Consider the following 21828-nt stretch of genomic DNA (forward strand, 5'->3'; position numbering starts at 1 on the left):
AATTTCCATGCATTACCAGACTGTACTGTTCGACCTCGATGGCACCCTGACCGACCCGCGTGAGGGCATCACCCGCTCAATTCAATTTGCCTTGGCCAATCTCGGCATCGACGAACCGGACCTGAGCAAACTGGAACACTTCATCGGCCCGCCGCTGCTGCAAGCGTTCATGCAGTTCTACGACTTCGACGAGGCCAGGGCCTGGGAAGCGGTGAATTTCTATCGCGAGCGCTTCAAGGTCACCGGCCTCTACGAAAATCGAGTGTTCGACGGGGTCACGCCGTTGCTGGAAACCTTGAGCGGGCAGGGGCGGCAGTTGTACATCGCCACCTCCAAACCGTGGGTGTTCGCCCGCGAGATCGCCCGGCACTTCAACTTCGCCCGCCACTTCAAGGTGATCTACGGCAGCGAACTGGACGGCACGCGGACCAACAAGGTTGAGCTGATTGCGCACTTGCTTGAGGAAGAACGCCTGGACCCCGCGCAGACCCTGATGATCGGCGATCGCAAGCACGACCTGATCGGCGCGCGCAGCAATGGCCTGGATGCGGCGGCGGTGGGCTATGGGTTCGGCAGTTTTGAAGAACTGAATGCCGAGGCGCCGGCTTATCACTTTGAAACCTTGGACGAGTTGCATCAGGCGTTTTTGCAGCGCTGAGCAGATGGCTATCGCTGGCAAGCCAGCTCCCACAGGTTAGCGATTCTTCAGGCTCACCGCTGTCCCTGTGGGAGCTGGCTTGCCAGCGATGAGGCCCGTTCAGCCGCTGGAGGACTCAGGAACTGCCAAGGCCCTCATAGCCGCCTTACGCTCATCAACCGGCAACCGTCCCAACCGCTCAACCTCGGCATAAAACCTCATCCAATCCCCATCTACTTGGCGGAACACCGCCGCAAACGCCGGCACCCACTGGTCATACAGCCCGAACGGCAACAACCGCGCGTTGTTCAGTGGCGCATTGACCCAAGCGTCATAGCGTTTGTCCCCGGCCCACTGACTGTCGCGCATGACCCGATACTCCCGGCGCAAGCGCTCGAATTCAGCTGCTTTGCGCTCACGCATCTGCTCAACCGACAGCGGCTGCGCATACAGCGTCTCCAGCCGTGAGCGCGTGTCGAGTACCAGACCGATGAACTGGTCACGCTGCTTGAGCCTGGCATCCGACTCTGCCGGCAGCCCGCGGAACGCGCGCCATTGCCGCGTGCCTTCCTGCTCGACGAAGGTGGCGAAAGACTCGTTGAATTCAGTGTCGTCCTTCACATAGAACTTCTGGTGCGCCAGTTCATGAAAGATCAACGTGGCCAGCCGTTCGTCGCCCCAGCCCATCATCGAATTGAGAATCGGGTCATTGAACCAGCCGAGCGTCGAGTACGCCTCGACCCCGCCGATCGACACGTCCATGCCCTGCAAGCGCTGAAGCGCCGCTTCGCCACGGGCGGCGCTCTGGCTGTAGTAGCCGCGATAGGCCACGCAGCCGGCAATCGGGAAGCAGTGATTCTGCGGCGTCAGGGAAAACTCTGCGGTGGCGAACACGTTCCACACCACGAACGGCCGGCCGATGTCGGCGTAGAGACGATAGCTCTGGTTGTCCGGCAGATGCAGGTGCTCGCTGGCGAACGTGCGGGCCTTTTGTGATTGAGCCAGATGCGCACGCACTTGGGCATCGCGGCTGGGGTCGGCAATGACTTTTTCGACCGGCTCCCGTGCGCGCAGCAATTGCAGTTGGCCGCTGGCCAACTGGCTGTAATAGCTGACGCTGGTGCAACCGTTGAGCAACAAAAACAACACACCCGGAAACAAAATCGGAAAAACGCGATCAAGTAACCCAAGGCTGGAAAACGGCCTGATCAAAATAAGAAATTCCCCGGAAAGTCTGCCCCAAGACTATCCCGCCTCAAGGAGCACCGCTATGCGCATGTTGATACTGACAGGAGGCCTGCTGACGCTGGCCGGTTGTGCCGGATTCGGAATGCCCGACCCCGACCCTTCGCAAGCCTGGATCGATCTTGACGCTCGCCAACACGACACGGCGCTGCAAGCCGTACAAGTCGACGCCACACAGGCTGTCGACAAACGTTATTTCGAAGTGCAGCCCGGCAGCCATGAGCTGAAGGTGCGCTACCAATTCCCGGTCGAAGCCACCAACATCGGCCCGACTGCCGAACCGCTGTGGCGCGATTGCCAGTTGAGCGTGAAATTCAAGGATTTCAACGCCGGCCAGCGCTATCAGCTGCAGGCGGGCAGCATCGGCTTCCGGCCTTGGGCCAAGCTTTATGACGAACAGCGCAAGGTTGTCGGCCAGGGCACACCGGCGGGCTGTCAGAGCAGTTGATCGGCGCTATGCTGCAAATCCCGTCAAAGGATATCGATCATGCGCAAGTTGACGACATTGCTGGCCGCCAGTGTGCTCGCCGGTTGTCAGAGCCCGTTGCCGGCGGCCGATCCAGACAAAGCCTGGGTCGACTTCGCCATGCCTACCCCCGGCGGCAAAGTGCTGATGGCCGAGCGCCTGGATAAACAGCGCTTGCGCGACGGACGGTTTTTTCAGGTGACGCCCGGTAGTCATGAGCTCACCGTGCGCTTTGACTTCGAAGTATTCGGGGGTGGTCAGGGCATGGATACCGATCCGCAAGAGCGGCTGTGTTACATGACCGTGCCCTATGAACACTTCGAGGCCGGGCAGCGTTACCGCCTTGAGGCCCGATCGCTGGCCTTCACGCCAAGCGCACGCTTGATCAATCGTCAGGGGCAGATCGTTGCCAACGAGCGGCAGATCAATTGCGTGCCGTGAAAGGCAATCAGCTATCGTTTCTCTGATAGATGATCCGCTTGGTGCCATTCTCGCAAGACCCGACGATCATGGCCGAGTCGTGCTGCTTCGCCTCTTCCGCCGTGATGATTTCCAGGGTGTACGAGGGAATGGCCTTCGCCTGAATCTTGATCTCGATTTCCTTTCTGAGCTCTTCGCAGTCCTTGGGGGCTGCGAAAGCGGACGTGGCCAGTGCACTGCAAAGGATCGCCAAGCCAATACGTTTCATCGATGAAGCTCCTTGAGGCAGCGCGCACGGGTGTGCGCTGAAGCTGCTGTCGATTATTCGACCACAATTCTGCAGAGCGGGTTCTGACTTTGCTCACACCTTGTATTAATTGCCGGCTGCTGAGCAGGTTTCGAGACTGCCTTCGCGAGCAAGCTCGCACACACTGGATCTGCGACGTGCACAAATCCCCCTGTGGGAGCGAGCCTGCTCGCGAAGGCGTCAAGCCGGCAAACGCCGAATCAGCTGACCAGCGAAGCCTCAAGGGTGATCTTCGCATTCAGCACCTTGGAAACCGGGCACCCTTCCTTGGCCTTGTTGCTCAACTCCTCAAACTGTTGCTGAGTCGCGCCCGGGATCTTCGCCTTGAGAATCAGTTTCACCGCAGTGATCGCGAAGCCGCCGTCAACCTGATCGAGGGTGACTTCGGCGTTGGTGTCGATGCTGTCTGCCTTCAGGCCGGCATCGCCGAGAATCATCGAAAACGCCATGGAGAAGCAGCCGGCGTGGGCCGCGCCGATCAGTTCTTCCGGGTTGGTGCCTTTGCCGCCTTCGAAGCGCGCCTTGAAGCCGTACGGCGCTTCGCGCAGCACGCCGGTTTCGGTGGAGATCGAGCCGAGACCGGTTTTCAGATCGCCTTCCCAATGCGCCGATGCCTTTTTCACGATAGCCATGTCTGCCTCCTCAAATATGGCGCGGAACGCCGCGCCGTCGCGGTTTTTACTAGCAAGGCTTCTGAGGATAGACGGCGGAACAAAGTTCAGCCTGGCTGAATCGTTGACTTTTTTAGTAGGAAATTTCGTCGCTGCTATTGAATCTCGGGTATATGCCCTCATTCCATAAAACACGCTTATGGATTTGGCAGGTTTTCGTTCGCAAGAAAAACCTGCCTCCCCACCCGGAGATGCAGGTTCATGAAAAAACTGTCCGATGTTAAATTTTCCACCCTCGATCTGGTGCCGGTGCGCGAAAACGGCAGCGCGGGGCAATCGCTGCGGAACTCGCTGGACCTGGCGCAGCATGCCGAGAAATTCGGCTACACGCGCTTCTGGGTCGCCGAACACCACAACATGGACGGCATCGCCAGTTCGGCCACTTCGGTGTTGCTCGGCTATCTGGCCGGAGGCACGTCGACGATCCGCGTCGGTTCCGGCGGGGTGATGCTGCCCAACCATGCGCCGCTGGTGATTGCCGAGCAGTTCGGCACCCTCGAGAGCCTGTACCCGGGACGCATCGACTTGGGCTTGGGCCGCGCGCCCGGCTCTGACCAGATGACCGCCCGCGCCTTGCGCCGTGAGCGCTCGGGCAGCGCTGACGACTTCCCTGAAGACGTTGCCGAATTGATGCGCTACCTCGGCCCGCGCACCCCGGAGCAACGGGTGATCGCCATGCCCGGCACCGGCACCAACGTGCCGGTCTGGCTGCTCGGCTCAAGCCTGTTCAGTGCGCAATTGGCGGGTGAGCGCGGCTTGCCTTACGCCTTCGCCTCGCACTTCGCGCCGCGCTTCATGCACGAGGCGATCCGCATCTACCGCAATCACTTCAAACCGTCGGCGGTGCTCGACAAGCCTTACGTGATGCTCGGCGTGCCGCTGGTGGCAGCGAATACCGATGAGCAGGCCGATTACCTGGCGACGTCGGTGTACCAGCGCATTCTTGCGTTGATGCGTGGCCAGAGCCTGGTGCAGCGTCCGCCGGTGAAAACCATGGACGGTCTGTGGCTGCCCCATGAACGTGAGGCAGTGGGCGATTTCCTCGGCCTCGCCATGGTCGGCGGCCCGCAGAAGATCCGCGCCAAACTGGAAGTGTTGATCGAGCAGACCCAAGCGGATGAGCTGATTTTCACCAGTGATCTTTACGAACACGCCGATCGCATCCATTCCTACGAATTGCTGGCCCAAGTCATGAAGGGATAACGCGAACCCTTGTAGGAGCTGTCGAGTGCAACGAGGCTGCGATCTTTTGATTATGATTTGAAATCAAGATCAAAAGATCGCAGCGTCCCGCAGCACCTACTCGGAAAATCATCGTCCACAAAAAAGCCGACGCATCCACGTCGGCTTTTGTATTTCAGGCGCAATCAACCGCGTTTGTAGACGATGTCCTTGCTGCCGCCTTCGCAACTGCCGACGACGTCGCCATCAGCCGCCGCACCTTTGTCGACAACCTCCAGCGAATAACCGGAAACGCCTTTGGCGTCGAGCTTCGCGGCGATTTCGCTTTTCAGCTCTTCACATGGCTTGCCGGCTGCAAACGCACCACCCGCAAGGCTCAACAAACCTACTGCCAACATGAACTTCTTCATCGGTCGCACTCCCTGGTCGGATTGAAAGAGGCGGGCATCGAGTCATCCACCCGATGCGCTCACCTTGTAGCGCTTTGCCATTCCCTATGGCACTCGGCCAGCGCGCAAGTTCAGAAGACTAGCTCAAACTCAGCTGGCGGCAATCTTGAAGCCGACTTTCAGCGTGACCTGAAAGTGCGCTACCTGGCCGTTTTCGATGTGGCCACGGGTTTCGGTCACTTCAAACCATTCCAGATTGCGCAGGGTCTTGTTCGCCTCGGCCAGTGCATTGTTGATGGCGTCTTCGATGCTGGTGGTGGACGAGCCGACCAGCTCGACTTTCTTGTAGGTGTGGTGGTCACTCATGACGTTCTCCTTGGGTTGGAATGGCGTGTGAAATTGAGCCTAGCAGGCAATTGCACTGATGATTTCGGCGCCGCTGCGCTGCCGAAGTTCAGAATTTCTGCACTTTCTCGACATGCTGAAGTCCCAACCAACACACGCCACTCATCACCAATGCAGGAGAGCCACCATGGCCAACACCTCTTTACGTAAAGCCTCGTTGCAAAGCATGGAAGCCGAGATCGAGAGTCTGCTCAAATCGTTGGAAAGCTTGAAAGACGATGCTTCGGACGAGTCGCGCAAGACCCTCAAGGCGCTGAAAAGCAACGCCGAAAGTGCGCTGAAACATTCCCGTCATCTGCTCAGCGACGCGTACGAAGAAGTCAAAGTGAAAACCCGCGAGACCGGCATTGCCACTCGTGACTACGCGCAGGAACACCCATGGACCACAGCCGGCGTGGCTGTCGGTGCAATCGGTCTGCTCGCCGCCTACTTTTTGTTCAAGCGCGGTGAGTGATCAGGCTGGCGCAGCTCGTTCTTGAGCCATTGCGCCAGCTGCCGGGCGCGCCCGTCCGCGGCGCGCTTGGGTAGCCACAACGCCAGTTGCGCCGGGGTTTCGCAAAAGCCCCACGGCGCAACCAGGCGACCCGCCTTCAGATCTTCGATTACCAGCGGCTCCGGCGCGATTGCCACGCCGAGACCTGCAACAGCCGCCTCCAGCAAATAATACAAATGCTCAAAACCTTGCCCGAGCTTCAACGCCCTGGGATCGAGGTGGTTTTGCTGCGCCCAGCTGGGCCAGGCTTGTGGGCGAGAGGTGGTGTGCAGCAAGGGCTCATCAAAAAGATCTGCGGCCACAGCGGTGTGCAGCTTCTGATAACCGCTATACAACGGGCTCATTACGGGGCCGATGCGTTCCGCCGCCAGTTCATATACCTGCATATCGGCCGGCCACGGTGGCTCGGCGAACAGCAATAGCGCATCAAGGCCCGGGCGCCGTGGATCGAGATCGCCTTCACCGGCCGACAGGTGCAGACGCAGATCCGGCAAATCGGCATTCAGCCGCCCCAGGCGCGGAATAAACCAGCGCGCCAGCAGGCTCCCGGAACAACCCAGCACGAACGGCGCATCCGCTGTGCTTTGCGTCAGTTCGGCGCAAACACTGCGCAACCGATCGAACGCCTCAGCGCTGGCATCGCGCAGACGCGCTCCGGCATCTGTGAGTTTCAAGCCGCGGCCGTCCTTGACGAACAGGCTCACCCCTAGATGTTCTTCAAGCACCTTGAGCTGGCGGCTTACCGCGCCGTGGGTGACGTGCAGCTGTTCGGCAGCCTGACTCACACTGTTCAGACGGGCGGTGGCCTCGAAGGCGCGCAAGGCATTCAGCGGGGGAAGGTCATGGCTCATGGTATCTGTGAGTTTTCCTGACAGGTTTCGGCGATCTTATCGGTTTTCAGCCTGGAAGGTCAGGGGTAGAGTGATCGTCATTGTCTTCTGACCGAATTCACCTGGAGCGACCCATGACCCAGACTTCGAACACCTCTGATCTGCGTAACGGCCCTGACGCCAACGGCCTGTTCGGTGCGTTCGGTGGCCGTTATGTAGCGGAAACCCTGATGCCATTGATCCTCGACCTGGCCCGCGAATACGAAGCGGCCAAGGAAGATCCGGCATTCAAGGAAGAGTTGGCCTACTTCCAGCGTGATTACGTCGGACGTCCGAGCCCGCTGTATTTCGCCGAACGCCTGACCGAGTTCTGCGGCGGCGCGAAGATCTACCTCAAGCGTGAAGAGCTGAACCACACCGGCGCGCACAAGATCAACAACTGCATCGGCCAGATTCTGCTGGCGCGGCGCATGGGCAAGAAGCGCATCATCGCCGAAACCGGCGCCGGCATGCACGGCGTGGCCACGGCCACCGTTGCTGCGCGTTTCGGTCTCGATTGCGTGATCTACATGGGCACCACCGACATCGAACGTCAGCAGGCCAACGTCTTCCGCATGAAGCTGCTCGGCGCTGAAGTCATTCCGGTCGTGGCTGGCACCGGCACCCTGAAAGACGCGATGAACGAAGCCCTGCGTGACTGGGTGACCAACGTCGACAACACCTTCTACCTGATCGGCACCGTAGCCGGCCCACACCCGTATCCAGCAATGGTCCGCGACTTCCAGGCCGTCATCGGTAAGGAAACCCGCGATCAGCTGCAGGCTCAGGAAGGTCGTCTGCCGGACAGTCTGGTGGCGTGCATCGGTGGCGGTTCCAACGCCATGGGCCTGTTCCACCCGTTCCTCGACGACAAGAGCGTGGAGATCATCGGCGTCGAAGCCGCCGGTTACGGCATCGAAACCGGCAAGCACGCGGCCAGCCTGAACGGCGGGGTGCCGGGCGTGCTGCACGGTAACCGCACCTTCCTGCTGCAGGACGACGATGGGCAGATCATCGACGCTCACTCGATTTCCGCTGGCCTCGACTATCCGGGCATCGGCCCTGAACACGCCTGGTTGCATGACATCGGCCGCGTCCAGTACACCTCGGTAACCGATGACGAAGCTCTTGAAGCGTTCCACAAATGCTGCCGCCTGGAAGGGATCATTCCTGCCCTGGAAAGCGCCCACGCTCTGGCCGAAGTGTTCAAGCGCGCACCGAAGCTGCCGAAGGATCACCTGATGGTGGTCAACCTCTCGGGCCGTGGTGACAAGGACATGCAAACCGTGATGCACCATATGCAACAGTCGCAGCAGGAGAAACACTGATGAGCCGCCTGCAAACCCGCTTTGCCGACCTCAAGCAACAGAACCGCGCCGCGCTGGTGACCTTTGTCACTGCAGGTGATCCTGACTACGACACTTCGCTGGCAATCCTCAAAGGCCTGCCTGCCGCAGGTGCCGATGTGATCGAGCTGGGCATGCCGTTCACCGATCCGATGGCCGATGGCCCGGCGATCCAGCTGGCCAATATCCGCGCACTGGGCGCCAAACAGAATCTGGCGAAAACCCTGCAAATGGTTCGCGAGTTCCGTGAAGGCAACAGCGACACGCCGCTGGTGTTGATGGGCTACTTCAACCCGATTCACAAATTCGGCGTCGAGCGTTTCATCGCCGAAGCCAAGGATGCTGGCGTTGACGGCCTGATCGTGGTCGACATGCCACCAGAGCACAACGAAGAGCTGTGCGACCCGGCGCAGGCTGCTGGCCTGGACTTCATCCGCCTGACCACGCCGACCACCGACGACGCACGTCTGCCGCGTGTGCTCAACGGCAGTTCCGGTTTTGTCTACTACGTGTCGGTCGCAGGTGTCACCGGCGCCGGTGCAGCGACTCTGGAGCACGTGGAAGAGGCGGTTGCACGTCTGCGTCGGCATACCGACCTGCCGATCAGCATCGGTTTCGGTATCCGTACGCCGGAGCAGGCCGCGGCCATCGCGCGTCTAGCTGACGGTGTGGTGGTGGGCTCGGCGTTGATCGATCACATCGCCAGTGCCGATACGCCTGAACAGGCCATCGATGGCGTGTTGAGTCTGTGTTCGGCGCTGTCCCAAGGCGTGCGCAAGGCTCGCGTCTAAAGCCGCAGGGGAAAACCAAAAGGCTTCAGAACAGGCGTTCTGAAGCCTTTTTTTGTGCTCAGGGTAATTGCAGTCCGCCCGAAGCTTTGTGCAGTTTGCGCAAATGCTCGCCAATCTGCTTGACGTTGGCCTCGCTGGCGGCAATCTCGGCGGCGCGCTTGGGTTCGAGCAGCTTGCGCACTTCGGTATCAAGGTCGCCGGACAGCGCCAGCAGCTTCTTCTGCCGCTGGCTGCTTTCCGCTTCCAGTCGGCCGAACTCGCTCGGCTGCGGTAGTCCATAACCCTTGGAGTCGAGCAGTTCCGCCGGGCGGCTGAGGAAACCACTGTTGGCGAGGATCTGCTGCAAGGTCGCGTTGGCCTTGTCCATGCCGCCGTTTTCCAGCTCGCGGGCGCCGAGGTAGCGTTGCTTGACCTCATCCTGCGCCAGTAACAACTGCCGGCGGAAACTGGCTTGCTCGAGCAGCAACAGCGCCGCGCTGGTGCGCAGGTCGGCGCGGTCGAACCATTCGCGGCGTTGCTCAGCGCTGAGTGACAGCCAATCCTCGACAGTGGTCTGCTTGATCGGCAGTTGCTTCTTCAATACATCGAACATCGCTTGATAGCGATCGCGGAACGAGTCGAAGCGGTAACCCAGACGCAGCGCTTCTTTCGGATTGTCGAGCACACTGGTATCGGCCAGACCACGGCCCTTGAGCACTTCCAGCAAGCCGTTGGGCATGATGCTGTCGAGGCCGACAAGCTGGCTGTTATTGCTGCCGCTGCGCAACAGTTTCAAGCCTTCTACCGCGCAGTTGTTGGACAGGAAGAAATAGTTGCCGTCGTAGCTCCAGTGCATCTCGGCAGCATGTTCGACCACGCCCTCGATCTCCTCGCGAGACAGGTTCAGCGGCACTGAAGCGAGGCTGCGCAGCTCGGTCTTGGTGTACTCGTCGATCACCTGTGCCAGCGGCAACACGAACAGCCGCGACGGGTATTTGCCGACCAGTCCGTCCCAGCTCGACAGCTGCACATCGCCAACGAAGGCGCGATAGGACAGCACCAGGTGCTGATCGAGGTCGAGGCGGCAATCCGGGCCACGCGGGCGACCGGGGGCGCAGATCACCAGGCGCAACATGCTGTGGCCCCAGCGGCTGACCCAGTTCTGATTGGCCTCGGCCAGCAGGTAATCGACCGCGTAGACCCGTTCCGGATCGACTTGTCCCAGGGGCTGCTTGGCGAAGTCATTGCCCGCATTGAGAAAGGCGAAGCTCTTGCTGCAGGTGTCCTGCGCTGGCGGCGCCCAGCCGAAATGTTCCTTGTAGTAGCGATACAGCGCCGGGCGGCGGCAGGCGTAGCTCGGGTCGAGGAGGAAGTACTCCATGTTGACCGCGACAAATTCCTTGGGACTGGAGATCTCGTAAAGATCCGGACTGCGGGCGATCTGGCGGTTGTGTTGTTCACGCTCGCCACGGCGGCCAACGTATTGCTGCCACCCGGCCAGGTCAAGCAGGCGCGGGTCATCGCTGATGGTGAAGCGGCGACCGTTCTGCCCGCGACACTCATCGGGAATGCCGATCAGCCCGGCGCTGTTGAAGCGTCGGGTGCAGCGCTGGATCAACGTGCGCTCGGCGCTCGGCCACAAACGCGCGCGATCGTAAATGTGGGTAATTTCGTGCAGTACCGTGGCCAGCAGTTCCTCGCGCACAGTGCCGTGGGGGCGATTGGTTTTCTCTTTCGCCGCGCTGCCATCGGTGAGGCCGGCGAGCAGCTTGCGATTCAGATCGAGCTCGGACACCAGCGTCGCCTGCCCGTAAGCGTTGGCAGGCATGTCGTCGGTCCAGCCGACGTCGATGCGCCGATCCAGCCGCTCGATGAAGCTCGGCGGCAGTTTCGCCATCGCCTCATCGATCAGCGCCTGACTGGCCTGTTGTTGAGCCGGGCTCAGACCCTCGGTCTTGAGCCGCAATTGCAGGCCGGCGTGGGCGCTGTTGCCAAGCAGCAACAACACCCCGGCCAGCAGCCAGGCGCCAACGGACTTCACAGTGCGAGGATGGCTTCGGCGAGTACCTGATCACTGGCGTCGCGCGCTTCCGGCACCCGTGTACGCAAGGTGTTGAGAGCGGCTTCGAGGTGCGCGCCACGGATGTCACCGTTGCTGGCGACGAAACTGGCGGCGTCGTCGTGGGCTTCGCGGATGATTTTCGAATCGCGAATCGACGTGGTGGTATCGGAAGTGAAATCGATGCTGCGCTGGGAGGCACGAACGATGATGTTACTGGTGGCTACCAGGGTGTGCGCCTGGGCCACATCGGCCAACACAAACAGGCCAAGGGCGGCAGCAATCAGCGGGCTACGCATGGAACGACTCCGGAAGGAAAAGGATAACTATTGGACGAGAATTGCCTCTGCCAGTTCAAGGTCGCTGGCATGAAGTTTCGGCCGGGTTTTGCGCAGGTAATGCAGCGCGGATTCCAGCCGTGCGCCTCGCCATTCACCGTCACTGGCAACAAAGGCGGCCGCATCATCATGGGCGGCGCGCAGCAGTTTACGGTCGAACGGCGCAGAAGACACCATGCTGGTTGCGTAACCGCTGACAACCGTGCCTTGGGTCGACGCATTGAAAGCATCGAAGGCATTGGCAGACATCGCCCAGCAGGCGCTGAACAAGGCAGAAGAGATGAGCAGATTTGGAAGAAAGCGCATGGGACTCGACAACTGTTAACGAGCCTGAAGGCTAGCGCAAATGCCCGGGCCAGAGCCAGCGTTGAAACATCGGGACACGGCTGGCGTGTCCCGCAATACCGCAAACGATCAGAGGGTCAGAATGGCCTGAGCCAATTGGGCATCGGTGGCATTGAGTTGTGGCGCCTGATGGCGGATGTGATCGAGCGCACTTTCCAGTTTCACCCCGCGGATATCGCCTTCGCTGGCCACGAAGCTGGCGGCATCGTCGCGGGCGGCGAGGACGATCTTGTCGTCACGGAACGAGGAGGTCACATCGGAAGTGGCGTCGGAAGTGGCTTTCAGCGCGCCGACGATCGAGTCGGTGGTCACGATGAAACTGGTAGCACTGGCGTTGGCAGCCACGGCCAGCAGGGCGGCGGCACTGAGCAGGCGAAGACGGGTCATGATGGAACTCCTTTGGATAAACCGTAGTGAGAGGTGGCTCGGTATCTGAGGAGTCAGACGCCTGTTGCGCAACGTTCGCCACGTTCTGCATGGATATTAGGCTGCCAAATCCGGTTCGCCCAGTGGTGGCTATTGATACTCCAAAGGTTCTGCATAACTGTACCGGTGTTATTTGAGGCGTTCGTAAATTGTACCTGTGCTCGTTCAGTTATGCGTTTTAGAGCATTCAAGGCCCTGAAACGACAAAACCCGTCGTGGTTGCTCACGACGGGTTCTGCTTGTGCAATTCGGGTTGCTGGCGGTGGGTCTGACGACCAGAGCCAGCGACGCTGCTTAGCGCCAGAACGGCTTGCTCAGCTCTTCGTAGCGTTGTGCTTCGCTGATACCGGCGTCGGCCAGCAGACGCGAATCCAGACGGGCCAGTTGGTGGCGGCTGGAGATGCGGCGCTGCCACAACATCAGGTTGGCAATAACGCGCAGAGGCAGGGAAGCCTGGGTGTTTACAGCTTTGTCTTCGAAGAACAGTTCGGAACTGAGTGTACGTTCCATGGTTGACATCCTTCCGCTTGTGGCGGGATCAGGTAGTGGTTTGACTGGTGCCCATGATCCTCTCGTTTGCCTAGTCTCTGTAGATACAGTTCATTTGTATTGTGAGTGAGCAGTTAACTGTTTATGGATGGTGTACGGGTCGAAATTGGGCAAACTGTACCTGTCTGCACTTGAATGGTGCATTTGAGCTCGTATCAGGGGATTGAGTAGGGCTTTGCTGTAGGAAAAGACCGGTACAGCAGTACAGTTTTTTGCGATCCTGCTTCTCGCGGGCATCCACCGAGGCAAAACTGTGTTTGCCTCGGTGGTTATCTGTGTGAATCACACCGCCAGCATGCGCCCGGTTTCTTCCAGGTTCATATGCCAGCTCAGCGCTTCGCGCAGAATATGCGGGGTGTGACCGCCGATTGCACAGGCAGCGCTGAAGTAATCATTCAGTGCCTGGCGAAAATCCGGGTGCACGCAGTTGTCGATGATCACTCGTGCACGCTCCCGTGGCGCCAGGCCACGCAGGTCGGCGAGGCCGACTTCGGTCACCAGGATGTCGACGTCATGTTCGGTATGGTCGACGTGGCTGACCATCGGCACCACGCTGGAAATCGCGCCACCCTTGGCGATCGACTTGGTCACGAATACCGCCAGATGCGCATTGCGCGCGAAGTCGCCGGAGCCGCCGATGCCGTTCATCATCCGCGTGCCGCAGACATGGGTAGAGTTGACGTTGCCATAGATGTCGAACTCCAGCGCGGTGTTGATGCCGATGATGCCCAGACGGCGCACCACCTCGGGGTGATTGGAGATCTCCTGCGGCCGCAGAATCAGTTTGTCCTTGTACTTCTCCAGGTTGCCGAACACGTCGCTGTTGCGCCGCTCGGACAGGGTGATCGAGCTGCCCGAGGCGAAGCTCAGCTTGCCGGCATCGATCAGGTCGAAAGTCGAGTCCTGGAGCACTTCCGAATACATGGTCAGGTCTTCGAACGGCGAGTCGATCAAGCCGCACATCACCGCGTTGGCGATGTTGCCAATGCCAGCCTGCAGCGGGCCGAGCTTGTTGGTCATGCGGCCGGCCGCGACTTCCTGCTTGAAGAACGTGATCAGGTGTTCGGCGATGGCATTGGTATCAACGTCCGGTACCGACACTGTGGACGGCGAGTCCGACTGCTGAGTGATGACAATCGCAACGATCTTCTCCGGTGGAATCGGAATTGCAGTGCTGCCGATGCGATCGTCGACTTTCACCAGCGGGATTGGCGTGCGCGTCGGGCGGTACGTCGGGATATAGATGTCGTGCAGGCCTTCGAGGTTGGCGTTGTGGGCCAGGTTGATCTCGACGATCACTTGTTTGGCGAAGATCGCGAAGCTGGCCGAGTTGCCCACCGAAGTGGTCGGCACGATATGGCCTTGTTCGGTGATGGCGACTGCCTCGATGACGGCAATGTCCGGCAGCTTTAATTGCTGGTTGCGCAACTGCTCTACGGTTTCCGAGAGATGCTGGTCAATGAACATCACTTCGCCGGCGTTGATTGCCTTGCGCAACGTGCTGTCGACCTGAAACGGCATGCGACGCGACAGCACGCCGGCCTCGGTCAGTTGCTTGTCGAGGTCGTTACCCAGACTGGCGCCGGTCATCAGGCTGATCTTCAGCGGCGTGACCTTGGCGCGCTCGGCCAGTGCGTGGGGAACGGCCTTGGCTTCGCCGGCGCGGGTGAAACCGCTCATGCCGACGGTCATGCCGTCCTCAATCAGAGCAGCGGCGTCGGCAGCGCTCATCACTTTGTCCAACAACGAAGGCAGGCGAATACGGTCACGGTACATGGATTATTATCTCGGGCAACGAGTAGCAGGATGCGCAGTCTAGTGAATTTGGCCGGCGCCTGTCCCGCTACCAAGGTCGCAAACGAGGCCTCTATTTAGCGGGTTTGCAGTAAAACACCGTTACCGGATCTGCAACAACGCGGCAAATTGTCCAGCGCCTGGCGCAAACAAAAACGCCCCGACAAGTCGGGGCGTTCCCTATCGCAGCGGTGAATTACTCGACCGCTTTGACCATGTCTTCGATGACTTTCTTCGCATCGCCGAAGACCATCATGGTTTTGTCCAGATAGAACAGTTCGTTGTCCAGACCGGCATAGCCGCTGGCCATCGAGCGCTTGTTGACGATGATGGTCTTGGCCTTGAACGCTTCGAGAATCGGCATGCCGGCAATCGGCGACTTCGGATCGTTCTTCGCGGCCGGGTTGACCACGTCGTTCGCACCGAGCACCAGCACAACGTCGGCCTGACCGAACTCGGAGTTGATGTCTTCCATCTCGAACACCTGATCGTAAGGCACTTCGGCCTCGGCGAGCAGGACGTTCATGTGCCCAGGCATGCGGCCGGCCACCGGGTGAATCGCGTACTTCACGGTCACGCCACGATGGGTCAGCTTTTCGGTCAGCTCCTTCAGCGCGTGTTGCGCACGGGCCACCGCCAGACCGTAGCCCGGGACGATGATCACGGTGTCGGCGTTGGTCAGCAGGAAGGTTGCGTCATCAGCCGAGCCGGATTTCACCGGACGGGCTTCTTGCGCACCGGCAGGACCTGCGTCTGCCGTATTGCCGAAACCGCCGAGCAGTACATTAAAGAAGGAGCGATTCATCGCCTTGCACATGATGTACGAGAGGATCGCACCGCTCGAACCCACCAGCGAGCCGGCAATGATCAGCATCGAGTTGTTCAGCGAGAAACCGATGCCCGCCGCCGCCCAGCCGGAATAGCTGTTGAGCATCGACACCACCACCGGCATGTCGGCGCCGCCGATCGGGATGATGATCAGCACGCCCATCACGAACGCCAGCGCCAGCATCAGCGCGAACGCCGTGAGGTTGCCGGTGAACATGAAGGTCAGGCCGAGCACCAGCGTAGCCAGACCCAGAACCGCATTGAGTTTGTGCTGACCGGCGAACTGTACCGGCGCGCCCTGGAACAGGCGGAACTTGTACTTGCCCGAGAGCTTGCCGAAGGCGATCACCGAACCCGAGAAGGTGATCGCACCGATGGCGGCACCTAGGAACAGCTCCAGTCGGTTGCCCGCCGGGATCGCATCGCCCAGCTGTTTAACGATACCCAACGACTGCGGCTCAACTACCGCCGCAATGGCAATGAACACCGCCGCGAGGCCGATCATGCTGTGCATGAACGCTACCAGTTCCGGCATCTTGGTCATTTCAACGCGCTTGGCCATGATCGAGCCGGCGGTACCGCCGATCAGCAGGCCGACGATCACGTAACCGATACCGGCAGTGGCCAGCTCGGCGCCCAACTTATAGATGAGGCCGACGGTGGTGATGATAGCCAGTGCCATGCCGAGCATGCCGAACAGGTTGCCGCGCCGCGAGGTGGTCGGGTGGGACAGGCCTTTGAGGGCCTGGATAAAGCAGATCGACGCGATCAGGTAGAGCGTCGTCACGAGATTCATGCTCATTACTTCGGCGCCTCTTCTTTTGCTCTCGGGGCTTTCTTCTTGAACATCTCAAGCATGCGGCGGGTGACCAGGAAGCCACCAAACACATTGACCGCCGCCAGTGCCACTGCCAGCGTGCCCATGGTCTTGCCCAGCGGCGTGACGGTCAGCGCAGCGGCGAGCATGGCGCCGACGATCACGATCGCGGAAATGGCGTTGGTCACCGCCATCAACGGCGTGTGCAGCGCAGGTGTAACGTTCCAGACCACGTGGTAACCGACATAAATCGCCAGCACGAAGATGATCAGGTTGTAGATACCGGGGGAGATAAGCTCTTCCATCGTCTGAATCCCTGCTTAGGCGTTTTTGCGGATGACTTGGCCGTCGCGGCACATCAGGCACGCGGCGACGATGTCGTCTTCGAGGTTGACGTCGAACTGGCCTTCCTTGGTGAACACCAGCTTGAGGAAGTCCAGCAGGTTGCGTGCGTACAGCGCCGAAGCATCGGCAGCGACTTCACCGGCGAGGTTGGTCGGACCGACGATGGTCACGCCGTTTTCCACAACGACCTGATCGGCCACGGTCAGTGGGCAGTTGCCACCCTGGGCGGCGGCGAGGTCGATGACCACCGAGCCCGGTTTCATCTGTGCCACGGTCTCGGCGCTGAGCAGCGTCGGCGCTTTGCGGCCCGGAATCAGCGCGGTGGTGATGACGATATCGGCCTGCTTGGCGCGCTCGTGCACAGCCTGCGCCTGACGCTGCATCCAGCTCGCCGGCATCGGCCGCGCGTAACCGCCGACACCGACGGCACATTCGCGCTCTTCATCGGTCTCGTAAGGCACGTCGACGAACTTGGCGCCGAGGGATTCGATCTGTTCCTTCACCGCTGGACGCACGTCGGACGCTTCGATCACCGCACCCAGGCGTTTCGCTGTGGCAATCGCCTGCAAACCGGCCACGCCCGCGCCGAGAATCAGCACGCGCGCCGCTTTCACGGTGCCCGCAGCAGTCATCAGCATCGGCATGAAGCGTGGGTAATAGTGAGCCGCGAGCAACACCGCTTTGTAGCCGGCGATATTCGCCTGCGACGACAACACATCAAGACTCTGCGCCCGCGAGGTACGCGGCGCCGCTTCGAGGGCGAACGCGGTAATGCCGCACTCGGCCATCTTCGCGATGGTCTCGTTGTTGAATGGGTTGAGCATGCCCACCAGCACCGCACCGCGCTTGATCAGCGTCAGTTCGGCATCGCTTGGCGCGACCACTTTGAGAATCAGCTCGGCGCCAAACGCGTCATTGGCGCTGCCAATGCTTGCGCCGGCCGCTTCATAGGCACTGTCAACGACACTGGCTTTGACGCCAGCGCCGCTTTGCACAGTGACCTTATGGCCTTGGCTGATCAGCTTCTTGATGGTTTCCGGGGTTGCAGCAACCCGTGTTTCACCGGTCTGGGTTTCGAGAGGAACACCAATGTGCACGTCAAATCTCCTGCGTGATCTTATTGAGTAAACCCATGCACTACGGATGGTGCGACTGGGGCGGCCGATCAGCACGATCCCGCCGAATCAGGGCGGGGCGCGGCATTTTGCAGGCGAACTTTATGCCCTTCAAGGGATTATGACGCGTGACGGAAAATTAACTACAAGTCATGCCGTGACCGAATGTCGCAGATGGCCAGTTGAACCCCTTACAGGCCGTGCCCTGCATGGATTCTGGCTGAATTTGAAAAAAATTCGCATCGGTGGCGTGAATAGGCAGTAATGAGTCGCCATTAGAGGCTCAAAGCCACGTGTTTGGCAGCTTGTGGGACGTCTGTACGACTTTCGGATACAGTCTGCGCAGAAGCGACAAATAGTTATATCTGTAGGGCTTTGGTTTTTCTGACTACGGGGTTAAGTATTGCGCAGAGTCTTTATTCTTCTAGGCTGTAGCTCTGCGCTTGATTTACCAGCCAGTCGCGAAATGCCTTCAGCGATGCCGATTCGACCTTTCGCTCCGGAATCATCAGGTAATAGGCCTTGATGCTGGAGAGCGCTTGAGGGTTGGCAACCACCAGACGTTTCTCTGTCAGCTCGCGCTGAATCAGAAACGGCGGAATCAGCGCGACGCCCATGTCGTGCATGGCTGCCTGGGCAAGCATGGAGAATAGCTCGTAGCGTGGGCCTGTCATGTCGCGCGGAATATTCAGCTGTTGCGAGTTGAACCATTGGCGCCAGGCGTAAGGTCGTGTGGTCTGCTGCAGCAGCGGTAGCTCGGCGATGGCTTGCGCTGTCAGCTGCGTGTGGTCGCCGAGTAGGGCGGGGCTGCACACCGGCATCGGATTTTCGCCCATCAACCTGTGGGATTCGGTACCCGACCAATCGGCATCACCGAAGTAGATCGCGGCATCGAATTCGGTATCGGCAAACAGGAAAGGCCGAGTGCGGTTGGTCAGATTGACGGTTACTTCCGGGTGCTTGAGCTGAAAATCCTTGAGGCGTGGCAGCAGCCATTGCGTGCCGAAGGTCGGGACGACAGCGAGCTCGATGACGTTGGTGCCCTGCTGGCCCATCACCGAGAGGGTGTCGCGCTCCACTGCATCGAGCTGAGTCGCCACCCTACGACTGTAGGAAAGTCCCGCTTCCGTCAGCTTCACCCCACGTCGCGAGCGTCGGAACAACTCCACGCTGAGGAATTCCTCAAGGCTGGCGATCTGTCGGCAAATGGCACCCTGTGTGAGCGACAGCTCTTCAGCGGCTCGGGTAAAGCTCTCATGGCGGGCGGCAGCTTCGAAGCTGATCAGGGCGGCCGTGCTGGGGATCTTCCTGCGCATGTACGTCAACCTCACTAATGCGCCGCATAAAAGGCAATTCGCGACGTTTCGGAGTGAGAAATTAGCACAACAGGATGCGAAATCCTCGTTTGCCGCGATGGCGAACCGCGCCTAGGATCAATGCCACGTTAATTCACCCGATTACGAGGGCACACTCATGGGCGGTAAAGCTAGTTTCAATTGGATCGATCCCCTGCTGCTGGATCAACAGCTCACCGAAGAAGAGCGGATGATCCGCGACACCGCCGCCCAGTTCGCTCAACAGAGTCTGGCGCCGCGTGTGCTCGAAGCTTTCCGTCATGAAAAGACCGATCCGGCAATCTTCCGCGAGATGGGTGAAGTCGGCCTGCTCGGTGCGACCATTCCCGAACAATACGGTGGCAGCGGTCTGAACTATGTCAGCTACGGTCTGATTGCCCGAGAGGTCGAGCGCGTCGACTCCGGCTATCGCTCGATGATGAGTGTGCAGTCCTCGCTGGTGATGGTGCCGATCAACGAATTCGGTACCGAGGCACAGAAACAGAAGTATCTGCCGAAGCTGGCTTCCGGCGAATGGATCGGTTGCTTTGGTCTGACCGAGCCGAACCACGGTTCTGATCCGGGCGCGATGATTAGCCGGGCGCGTAAGGTCGATGGCGGCTACAGCCTGACCGGTGCGAAAATGTGGATCACCAACAGCCCGATCGCTGACGTATTCGTGGTCTGGGCCAAGGACGATGCCGGCGATATCCGTGGCTTCGTTCTGGAGAAAGGCTGGAAAGGTCTGAGCGCTCCGGCGATTCACGGCAAGGTCGGCCTGCGCGCTTCGATCACCGGTGAGATTGTCATGGACAGCGTGTTCGTGCCGGAAGAAAACATCTTCCCGGATGTCCGTGGCCTGAAAGGCCCGTTCACCTGCCTCAACTCCGCACGCTATGGCATTTCCTGGGGCGCGCTGGGCGCCGCCGAATTCTGCTGGCACACTGCGCGCCAATACACTCTGGATCGTCAGCAGTTCGGTCGTCCGCTGGCCGCAACTCAGCTGGTACAGAAGAAGCTCGCCGACATGCAGACCGAGATCACTCTGGCGCTGCAAGGCTGCCTGCGCTTGGGCCGGATGAAGGACGAAGGTACCGCCGCCGTTGAAATCACTTCGATCATGAAGCGCAACTCCTGCGGCAAGTCGCTGGATATCGCGCGGATGGCGCGCGACATGCTCGGTGGTAACGGCATCTCCGATGAGTTCGGCGTGGCCCGTCACCTCGTCAACCTGGAAGTGGTCAATACCTATGAAGGTACCCATGACGTTCACGCGCTGATCCTCGGGCGTGCACAAACCGGTCTGCAGGCGTTCTATTAATAGGAGGGCGGACCATGGGCGCGCTGTCGCATCTGCGGGTACTGGATTTATCGCGAGTGCTGGCCGGGCCTTGGGCCGGGCAAATCCTCGCCGACCTTGGCGCCGAAGTGATCAAGGTCGAGCGCCCGGGCAATGGTGATGATACCCGCGCCTGGGGTCCGCCCTTCCTTAAAGACGCTTACGGCGAGAACACGTCGGAAGCGGCTTATTACCTCTCGGCCAACCGCAACAAGCAATCGGTGACCATCGACTTCACCCGCCCTGAAGGGCAGAAGCTGGTGCGCGACCTGGCGGCAAAGTCGGACATTCTGATTGAGAATTTCAAAGTAGGTGGTCTGGCGGCCTATGGTCTGGACTATGAGTCGCTGAAGGCGCTCAACCCGAATCTGATCTATTGCTCCATCACCGGCTTCGGCCAGACCGGCCCTTACGCCAAGCGTGCAGGGTATGACTTCATGATTCAGGGCCTTGGCGGCTTGATGAGTCTGACTGGTCGACCTGAAGGAGATGAAGGCGCTGGCCCGGTGAAAGTGGGCGTGGCGCTGACGGATATTCTCACCGGGCTGTATTCGACGGTGGCGATCCTCGCGGCATTGGCTCATCGCGATCACGACGGTGGCGGCCAGCACATCGATATGGCGTTGCTGGATGTACAGGTCGCATGTCTGGCGAACCAGGCGATGAACTACCTGACCACCGGCAATGCGCCAAAGCGCCTGGGCAATGCCCATCCCAACATCGTGCCTTATCAGGACTTTCCTACGGCGGATGGCGATTTCATCCTCACCGTGGGGAATGACGGGCAGTTCCGCAAGTTCGCCGAGGTCGCGGGGCAACCGCAGTGGGCGGATGATCCGCGCTTCGCGACCAACAAGCTGCGGGTAGCGAACCGCGCGGTGCTGATCCCGTTGATCCGCCAAGCTACGGTCTTCAAGACCACGGCCGAGTGGGTTGCTCAATTGGAGCAGGCGGGTGTGCCTTGTGGGCCGATCAATGATCTGTCGCAGGTGTTTGAGGATCCACAAGTGAAGGCGCGCGGTCTGGCGATCGAACTGCCTCATGCATTGGCGGGGATGGTGCCCCAGGTGGCCAGCCCGATTCGATTGTCGGAGACGCCCGTTGAATATCGTCATGCGCCTCCTTTATTGGGTGAGCACACGTTAGAGGTTCTGCAGCGGGTGCTGGGTCTGGGGGCAGGTGCGGTGGCTATGTTGAAGGAGGAAGGCGTCCTTTAAATCTTCTTCTATATAGAAGAGCTCTTTTCTCATCTGATTGGATGTTTTTTAACCAATACGCAAGTTATTGAAAGAAAAGCGAAATTAACGGTTGACGGCAGATTCCAGAGGTCTATAATTCG

The 21828-nt window shown here is 59.8% G+C and carries 25 protein-coding genes; 9 read left to right on the forward strand and 16 right to left on the reverse strand.

The genetic code is table 11. The features are described from left to right. Positions 1–7 precede the first annotated feature (7 nt). Entirely contained in the window at positions 8–658 is a 651-nt protein-coding gene (locus D8U60_RS04070; RefSeq protein WP_122612899.1) for an HAD family hydrolase, read from the forward strand. A gap of 99 nt (positions 659–757) precedes the next feature. Here D8U60_RS04070 and D8U60_RS04075 read toward each other — a convergent pair whose 3' ends face one another. Then, the gene (locus D8U60_RS04075; RefSeq protein ID WP_130899520.1) at positions 758–1849 is read right to left on the reverse strand and encodes an aminopeptidase; all 1092 of its coding nucleotides are present in this window, start codon (positions 1847–1849) and stop codon (positions 758–760) included. 58 nt (positions 1850–1907) lie between these two features. Between D8U60_RS04075 and D8U60_RS04080 the strand changes: the two genes are divergently transcribed. Further along, the gene (locus D8U60_RS04080) at positions 1908–2330 is read left to right on the forward strand and encodes a hypothetical protein (RefSeq protein WP_122612901.1); all 423 of its coding nucleotides are present in this window, start codon (positions 1908–1910) and stop codon (positions 2328–2330) included. A 39-nt stretch (positions 2331–2369) separates the two neighbouring features. After that, a complete protein-coding gene (locus D8U60_RS04085) occupies positions 2370–2789 on the forward strand; it encodes a hypothetical protein (RefSeq protein ID WP_016772310.1) in 420 nt (139 codons plus the stop codon). Positions 2790–2796: 7 nt separating this feature from the next. Here D8U60_RS04085 and D8U60_RS04090 read toward each other — a convergent pair whose 3' ends face one another. Together D8U60_RS04090 and D8U60_RS04095 are read right to left on the reverse strand one after the other, a co-directional pair. Next, complete coding sequence (locus tag D8U60_RS04090; RefSeq protein WP_016772309.1) at positions 2797–3036, reverse strand: DUF1161 domain-containing protein; 240 nt, start codon at positions 3034–3036, stop codon at positions 2797–2799. A gap of 239 nt (positions 3037–3275) precedes the next feature. Beyond that, on the reverse strand, positions 3276–3707 hold the full coding sequence (locus tag D8U60_RS04095) for an OsmC family protein (RefSeq protein WP_016772308.1): 432 nt from the start codon (positions 3705–3707) through the stop codon (positions 3276–3278). A 240-nt stretch (positions 3708–3947) separates the two neighbouring features. Here D8U60_RS04095 and D8U60_RS04100 point away from each other — a divergent pair, with 240 nt between their 5' ends. Next, complete coding sequence (locus tag D8U60_RS04100; RefSeq protein WP_130899521.1) at positions 3948–4949, forward strand: LLM class flavin-dependent oxidoreductase; 1002 nt, start codon at positions 3948–3950, stop codon at positions 4947–4949. Positions 4950–5113: 164 nt separating this feature from the next. Here D8U60_RS04100 and D8U60_RS04105 read toward each other — a convergent pair whose 3' ends face one another. After that, the gene (locus D8U60_RS04105; protein WP_071173980.1) at positions 5114–5338 is read right to left on the reverse strand and encodes a DUF1161 domain-containing protein; all 225 of its coding nucleotides are present in this window, start codon (positions 5336–5338) and stop codon (positions 5114–5116) included. 129 nt (positions 5339–5467) lie between these two features. Then, on the reverse strand, positions 5468–5683 hold the full coding sequence (locus D8U60_RS04110) for a dodecin (protein ID WP_016772305.1): 216 nt from the start codon (positions 5681–5683) through the stop codon (positions 5468–5470). A 166-nt stretch (positions 5684–5849) separates the two neighbouring features. On the opposite strand from D8U60_RS04110, the gene D8U60_RS04115 reads away from it, so the two are divergent. Continuing rightward, a complete protein-coding gene (locus D8U60_RS04115; protein WP_039757078.1) occupies positions 5850–6176 on the forward strand; it encodes a DUF883 family protein in 327 nt (108 codons plus the stop codon). Here D8U60_RS04115 and D8U60_RS04120 read toward each other — a convergent pair. Continuing rightward, positions 6149–7066, reverse strand: a complete 918-nt coding sequence (locus tag D8U60_RS04120; RefSeq protein ID WP_130899522.1) for a LysR family transcriptional regulator — start codon at positions 7064–7066, stop codon at positions 6149–6151. The genes D8U60_RS04115 and D8U60_RS04120 overlap by 28 nt on opposite strands. A 113-nt stretch (positions 7067–7179) precedes the next feature. On the opposite strand from D8U60_RS04120, the gene trpB reads away from it, so the two are divergent. Both trpB and trpA read left to right on the forward strand, forming a co-directional pair. Further along, positions 7180–8412: a tryptophan synthase subunit beta gene (gene trpB / locus D8U60_RS04125; protein ID WP_016772302.1), complete on the forward strand. Its 1233-nt coding sequence runs from the start codon at positions 7180–7182 to the stop codon at positions 8410–8412. Next, positions 8412–9221 (forward strand): tryptophan synthase subunit alpha, encoded by an 810-nt coding sequence (trpA, locus tag D8U60_RS04130; protein ID WP_016772301.1) that lies wholly within the window; start codon positions 8412–8414, stop codon positions 9219–9221. Before trpB ends, trpA begins: the two co-directional genes overlap by 1 nt. A 58-nt stretch (positions 9222–9279) precedes the next feature. Here trpA and D8U60_RS04135 read toward each other — a convergent pair whose 3' ends face one another. The 10 genes from D8U60_RS04135 to D8U60_RS04180 form a co-directional block, all read right to left on the reverse strand. After that, positions 9280–11241 carry a DUF4105 domain-containing protein gene (locus tag D8U60_RS04135; protein WP_130899523.1) on the reverse strand — a complete coding sequence of 654 codons (1962 nt, stop codon included), beginning with the start codon at positions 11239–11241 and terminating at the stop codon, positions 9280–9282. Then, positions 11238–11558 carry a DUF2388 domain-containing protein gene (locus D8U60_RS04140; RefSeq protein WP_041476450.1) on the reverse strand — a complete coding sequence of 107 codons (321 nt, stop codon included), beginning with the start codon at positions 11556–11558 and terminating at the stop codon, positions 11238–11240. The genes D8U60_RS04135 and D8U60_RS04140 overlap by 4 nt, the downstream gene beginning before the upstream one ends. A gap of 27 nt (positions 11559–11585) precedes the next feature. Next, a complete protein-coding gene (locus tag D8U60_RS04145; protein ID WP_122506364.1) occupies positions 11586–11903 on the reverse strand; it encodes a DUF2388 domain-containing protein in 318 nt (105 codons plus the stop codon). Positions 11904–12011: 108 nt separating this feature from the next. Beyond that, the gene (locus tag D8U60_RS04150) at positions 12012–12329 is read right to left on the reverse strand and encodes a DUF2388 domain-containing protein (protein WP_016772298.1); all 318 of its coding nucleotides are present in this window, start codon (positions 12327–12329) and stop codon (positions 12012–12014) included. A gap of 333 nt (positions 12330–12662) precedes the next feature. After that, a complete protein-coding gene (locus D8U60_RS04155) occupies positions 12663–12878 on the reverse strand; it encodes a DUF1127 domain-containing protein (RefSeq protein WP_007911656.1) in 216 nt (71 codons plus the stop codon). Between the two features lie 321 nt (positions 12879–13199). Beyond that, positions 13200–14693 carry an acetyl-CoA hydrolase/transferase family protein gene (locus D8U60_RS04160; protein WP_071173986.1) on the reverse strand — a complete coding sequence of 498 codons (1494 nt, stop codon included), beginning with the start codon at positions 14691–14693 and terminating at the stop codon, positions 13200–13202. Between the two features lie 214 nt (positions 14694–14907). Further along, on the reverse strand, positions 14908–16341 hold the full coding sequence (locus D8U60_RS04165; RefSeq protein WP_130899524.1) for an NAD(P)(+) transhydrogenase (Re/Si-specific) subunit beta: 1434 nt from the start codon (positions 16339–16341) through the stop codon (positions 14908–14910). Then, positions 16341–16661: an NAD(P) transhydrogenase subunit alpha gene (locus D8U60_RS04170; protein ID WP_122880220.1), complete on the reverse strand. Its 321-nt coding sequence runs from the start codon at positions 16659–16661 to the stop codon at positions 16341–16343. Before D8U60_RS04170 ends, D8U60_RS04165 begins: the two co-directional genes overlap by 1 nt. Positions 16662–16676: 15 nt before the next feature. Further along, positions 16677–17798: a Re/Si-specific NAD(P)(+) transhydrogenase subunit alpha gene (locus D8U60_RS04175; RefSeq protein WP_039757060.1), complete on the reverse strand. Its 1122-nt coding sequence runs from the start codon at positions 17796–17798 to the stop codon at positions 16677–16679. 434 nt (positions 17799–18232) lie between these two features. Beyond that, positions 18233–19132: a LysR family transcriptional regulator gene (locus tag D8U60_RS04180; RefSeq protein ID WP_130899525.1), complete on the reverse strand. Its 900-nt coding sequence runs from the start codon at positions 19130–19132 to the stop codon at positions 18233–18235. A gap of 157 nt (positions 19133–19289) precedes the next feature. Here D8U60_RS04180 and D8U60_RS04185 point away from each other — a divergent pair, with 157 nt between their 5' ends. Both D8U60_RS04185 and D8U60_RS04190 read left to right on the forward strand, forming a co-directional pair. Beyond that, positions 19290–20471: an acyl-CoA dehydrogenase gene (locus D8U60_RS04185; protein WP_130899526.1), complete on the forward strand. Its 1182-nt coding sequence runs from the start codon at positions 19290–19292 to the stop codon at positions 20469–20471. Between the two features lie 14 nt (positions 20472–20485). Continuing rightward, entirely contained in the window at positions 20486–21706 is a 1221-nt protein-coding gene (locus D8U60_RS04190) for a CaiB/BaiF CoA-transferase family protein (protein ID WP_073470759.1), read from the forward strand. Positions 21707–21828 lie beyond the last annotated feature (122 nt).

Source organism: Pseudomonas sp. Sample_11 (genome assembly GCF_004307505.1).
Classification (GTDB): Bacteria; Pseudomonadota; Gammaproteobacteria; order Pseudomonadales; family Pseudomonadaceae; genus Aquipseudomonas; species Aquipseudomonas atacamensis.

Excerpts from the sequence above, each read along its gene's own strand:
- D8U60_RS04070 (WP_122612899.1), top strand. The coding sequence starts at position 8 with ATGCATTACCAGACTGTACTGTTCGACCTCGATGGCACCCTGACCGAC.
- D8U60_RS04080 (WP_122612901.1), top strand. The coding sequence starts at position 1,908 with ATGCGCATGTTGATACTGACAGGAGGCCTGCTGACGCTGGCCGGTTGT.
- D8U60_RS04085 (WP_016772310.1), top strand. The coding sequence starts at position 2,370 with ATGCGCAAGTTGACGACATTGCTGGCCGCCAGTGTGCTCGCCGGTTGT.
- D8U60_RS04090 (WP_016772309.1), bottom strand. The coding sequence starts at position 3,036 with ATGAAACGTATTGGCTTGGCGATCCTTTGCAGTGCACTGGCCACGTCC.
- D8U60_RS04095 (WP_016772308.1), bottom strand. The coding sequence starts at position 3,707 with ATGGCTATCGTGAAAAAGGCATCGGCGCATTGGGAAGGCGATCTGAAA.
- D8U60_RS04100 (WP_130899521.1), top strand. The coding sequence starts at position 3,948 with ATGAAAAAACTGTCCGATGTTAAATTTTCCACCCTCGATCTGGTGCCG.
- D8U60_RS04105 (WP_071173980.1), bottom strand. The coding sequence starts at position 5,338 with ATGAAGAAGTTCATGTTGGCAGTAGGTTTGTTGAGCCTTGCGGGTGGT.
- D8U60_RS04110 (WP_016772305.1), bottom strand. The coding sequence starts at position 5,683 with ATGAGTGACCACCACACCTACAAGAAAGTCGAGCTGGTCGGCTCGTCC.
- D8U60_RS04115 (WP_039757078.1), top strand. The coding sequence starts at position 5,850 with ATGGCCAACACCTCTTTACGTAAAGCCTCGTTGCAAAGCATGGAAGCC.
- D8U60_RS04120 (WP_130899522.1), bottom strand. The coding sequence starts at position 7,066 with ATGAGCCATGACCTTCCCCCGCTGAATGCCTTGCGCGCCTTCGAGGCC.
- trpB (WP_016772302.1), top strand. The coding sequence starts at position 7,180 with ATGACCCAGACTTCGAACACCTCTGATCTGCGTAACGGCCCTGACGCC.
- trpA (WP_016772301.1), top strand. The coding sequence starts at position 8,412 with ATGAGCCGCCTGCAAACCCGCTTTGCCGACCTCAAGCAACAGAACCGC.
- D8U60_RS04140 (WP_041476450.1), bottom strand. The coding sequence starts at position 11,558 with ATGCGTAGCCCGCTGATTGCTGCCGCCCTTGGCCTGTTTGTGTTGGCC.
- D8U60_RS04145 (WP_122506364.1), bottom strand. The coding sequence starts at position 11,903 with ATGCGCTTTCTTCCAAATCTGCTCATCTCTTCTGCCTTGTTCAGCGCC.
- D8U60_RS04150 (WP_016772298.1), bottom strand. The coding sequence starts at position 12,329 with ATGACCCGTCTTCGCCTGCTCAGTGCCGCCGCCCTGCTGGCCGTGGCT.
- D8U60_RS04155 (WP_007911656.1), bottom strand. The coding sequence starts at position 12,878 with ATGGAACGTACACTCAGTTCCGAACTGTTCTTCGAAGACAAAGCTGTA.
- D8U60_RS04160 (WP_071173986.1), bottom strand. The coding sequence starts at position 14,693 with ATGTACCGTGACCGTATTCGCCTGCCTTCGTTGTTGGACAAAGTGATG.
- D8U60_RS04165 (WP_130899524.1), bottom strand. The coding sequence starts at position 16,341 with ATGAGCATGAATCTCGTGACGACGCTCTACCTGATCGCGTCGATCTGC.
- D8U60_RS04170 (WP_122880220.1), bottom strand. The coding sequence starts at position 16,661 with ATGGAAGAGCTTATCTCCCCCGGTATCTACAACCTGATCATCTTCGTG.
- D8U60_RS04180 (WP_130899525.1), bottom strand. The coding sequence starts at position 19,132 with ATGCGCAGGAAGATCCCCAGCACGGCCGCCCTGATCAGCTTCGAAGCT.
- D8U60_RS04185 (WP_130899526.1), top strand. The coding sequence starts at position 19,290 with ATGGGCGGTAAAGCTAGTTTCAATTGGATCGATCCCCTGCTGCTGGAT.
- D8U60_RS04190 (WP_073470759.1), top strand. The coding sequence starts at position 20,486 with ATGGGCGCGCTGTCGCATCTGCGGGTACTGGATTTATCGCGAGTGCTG.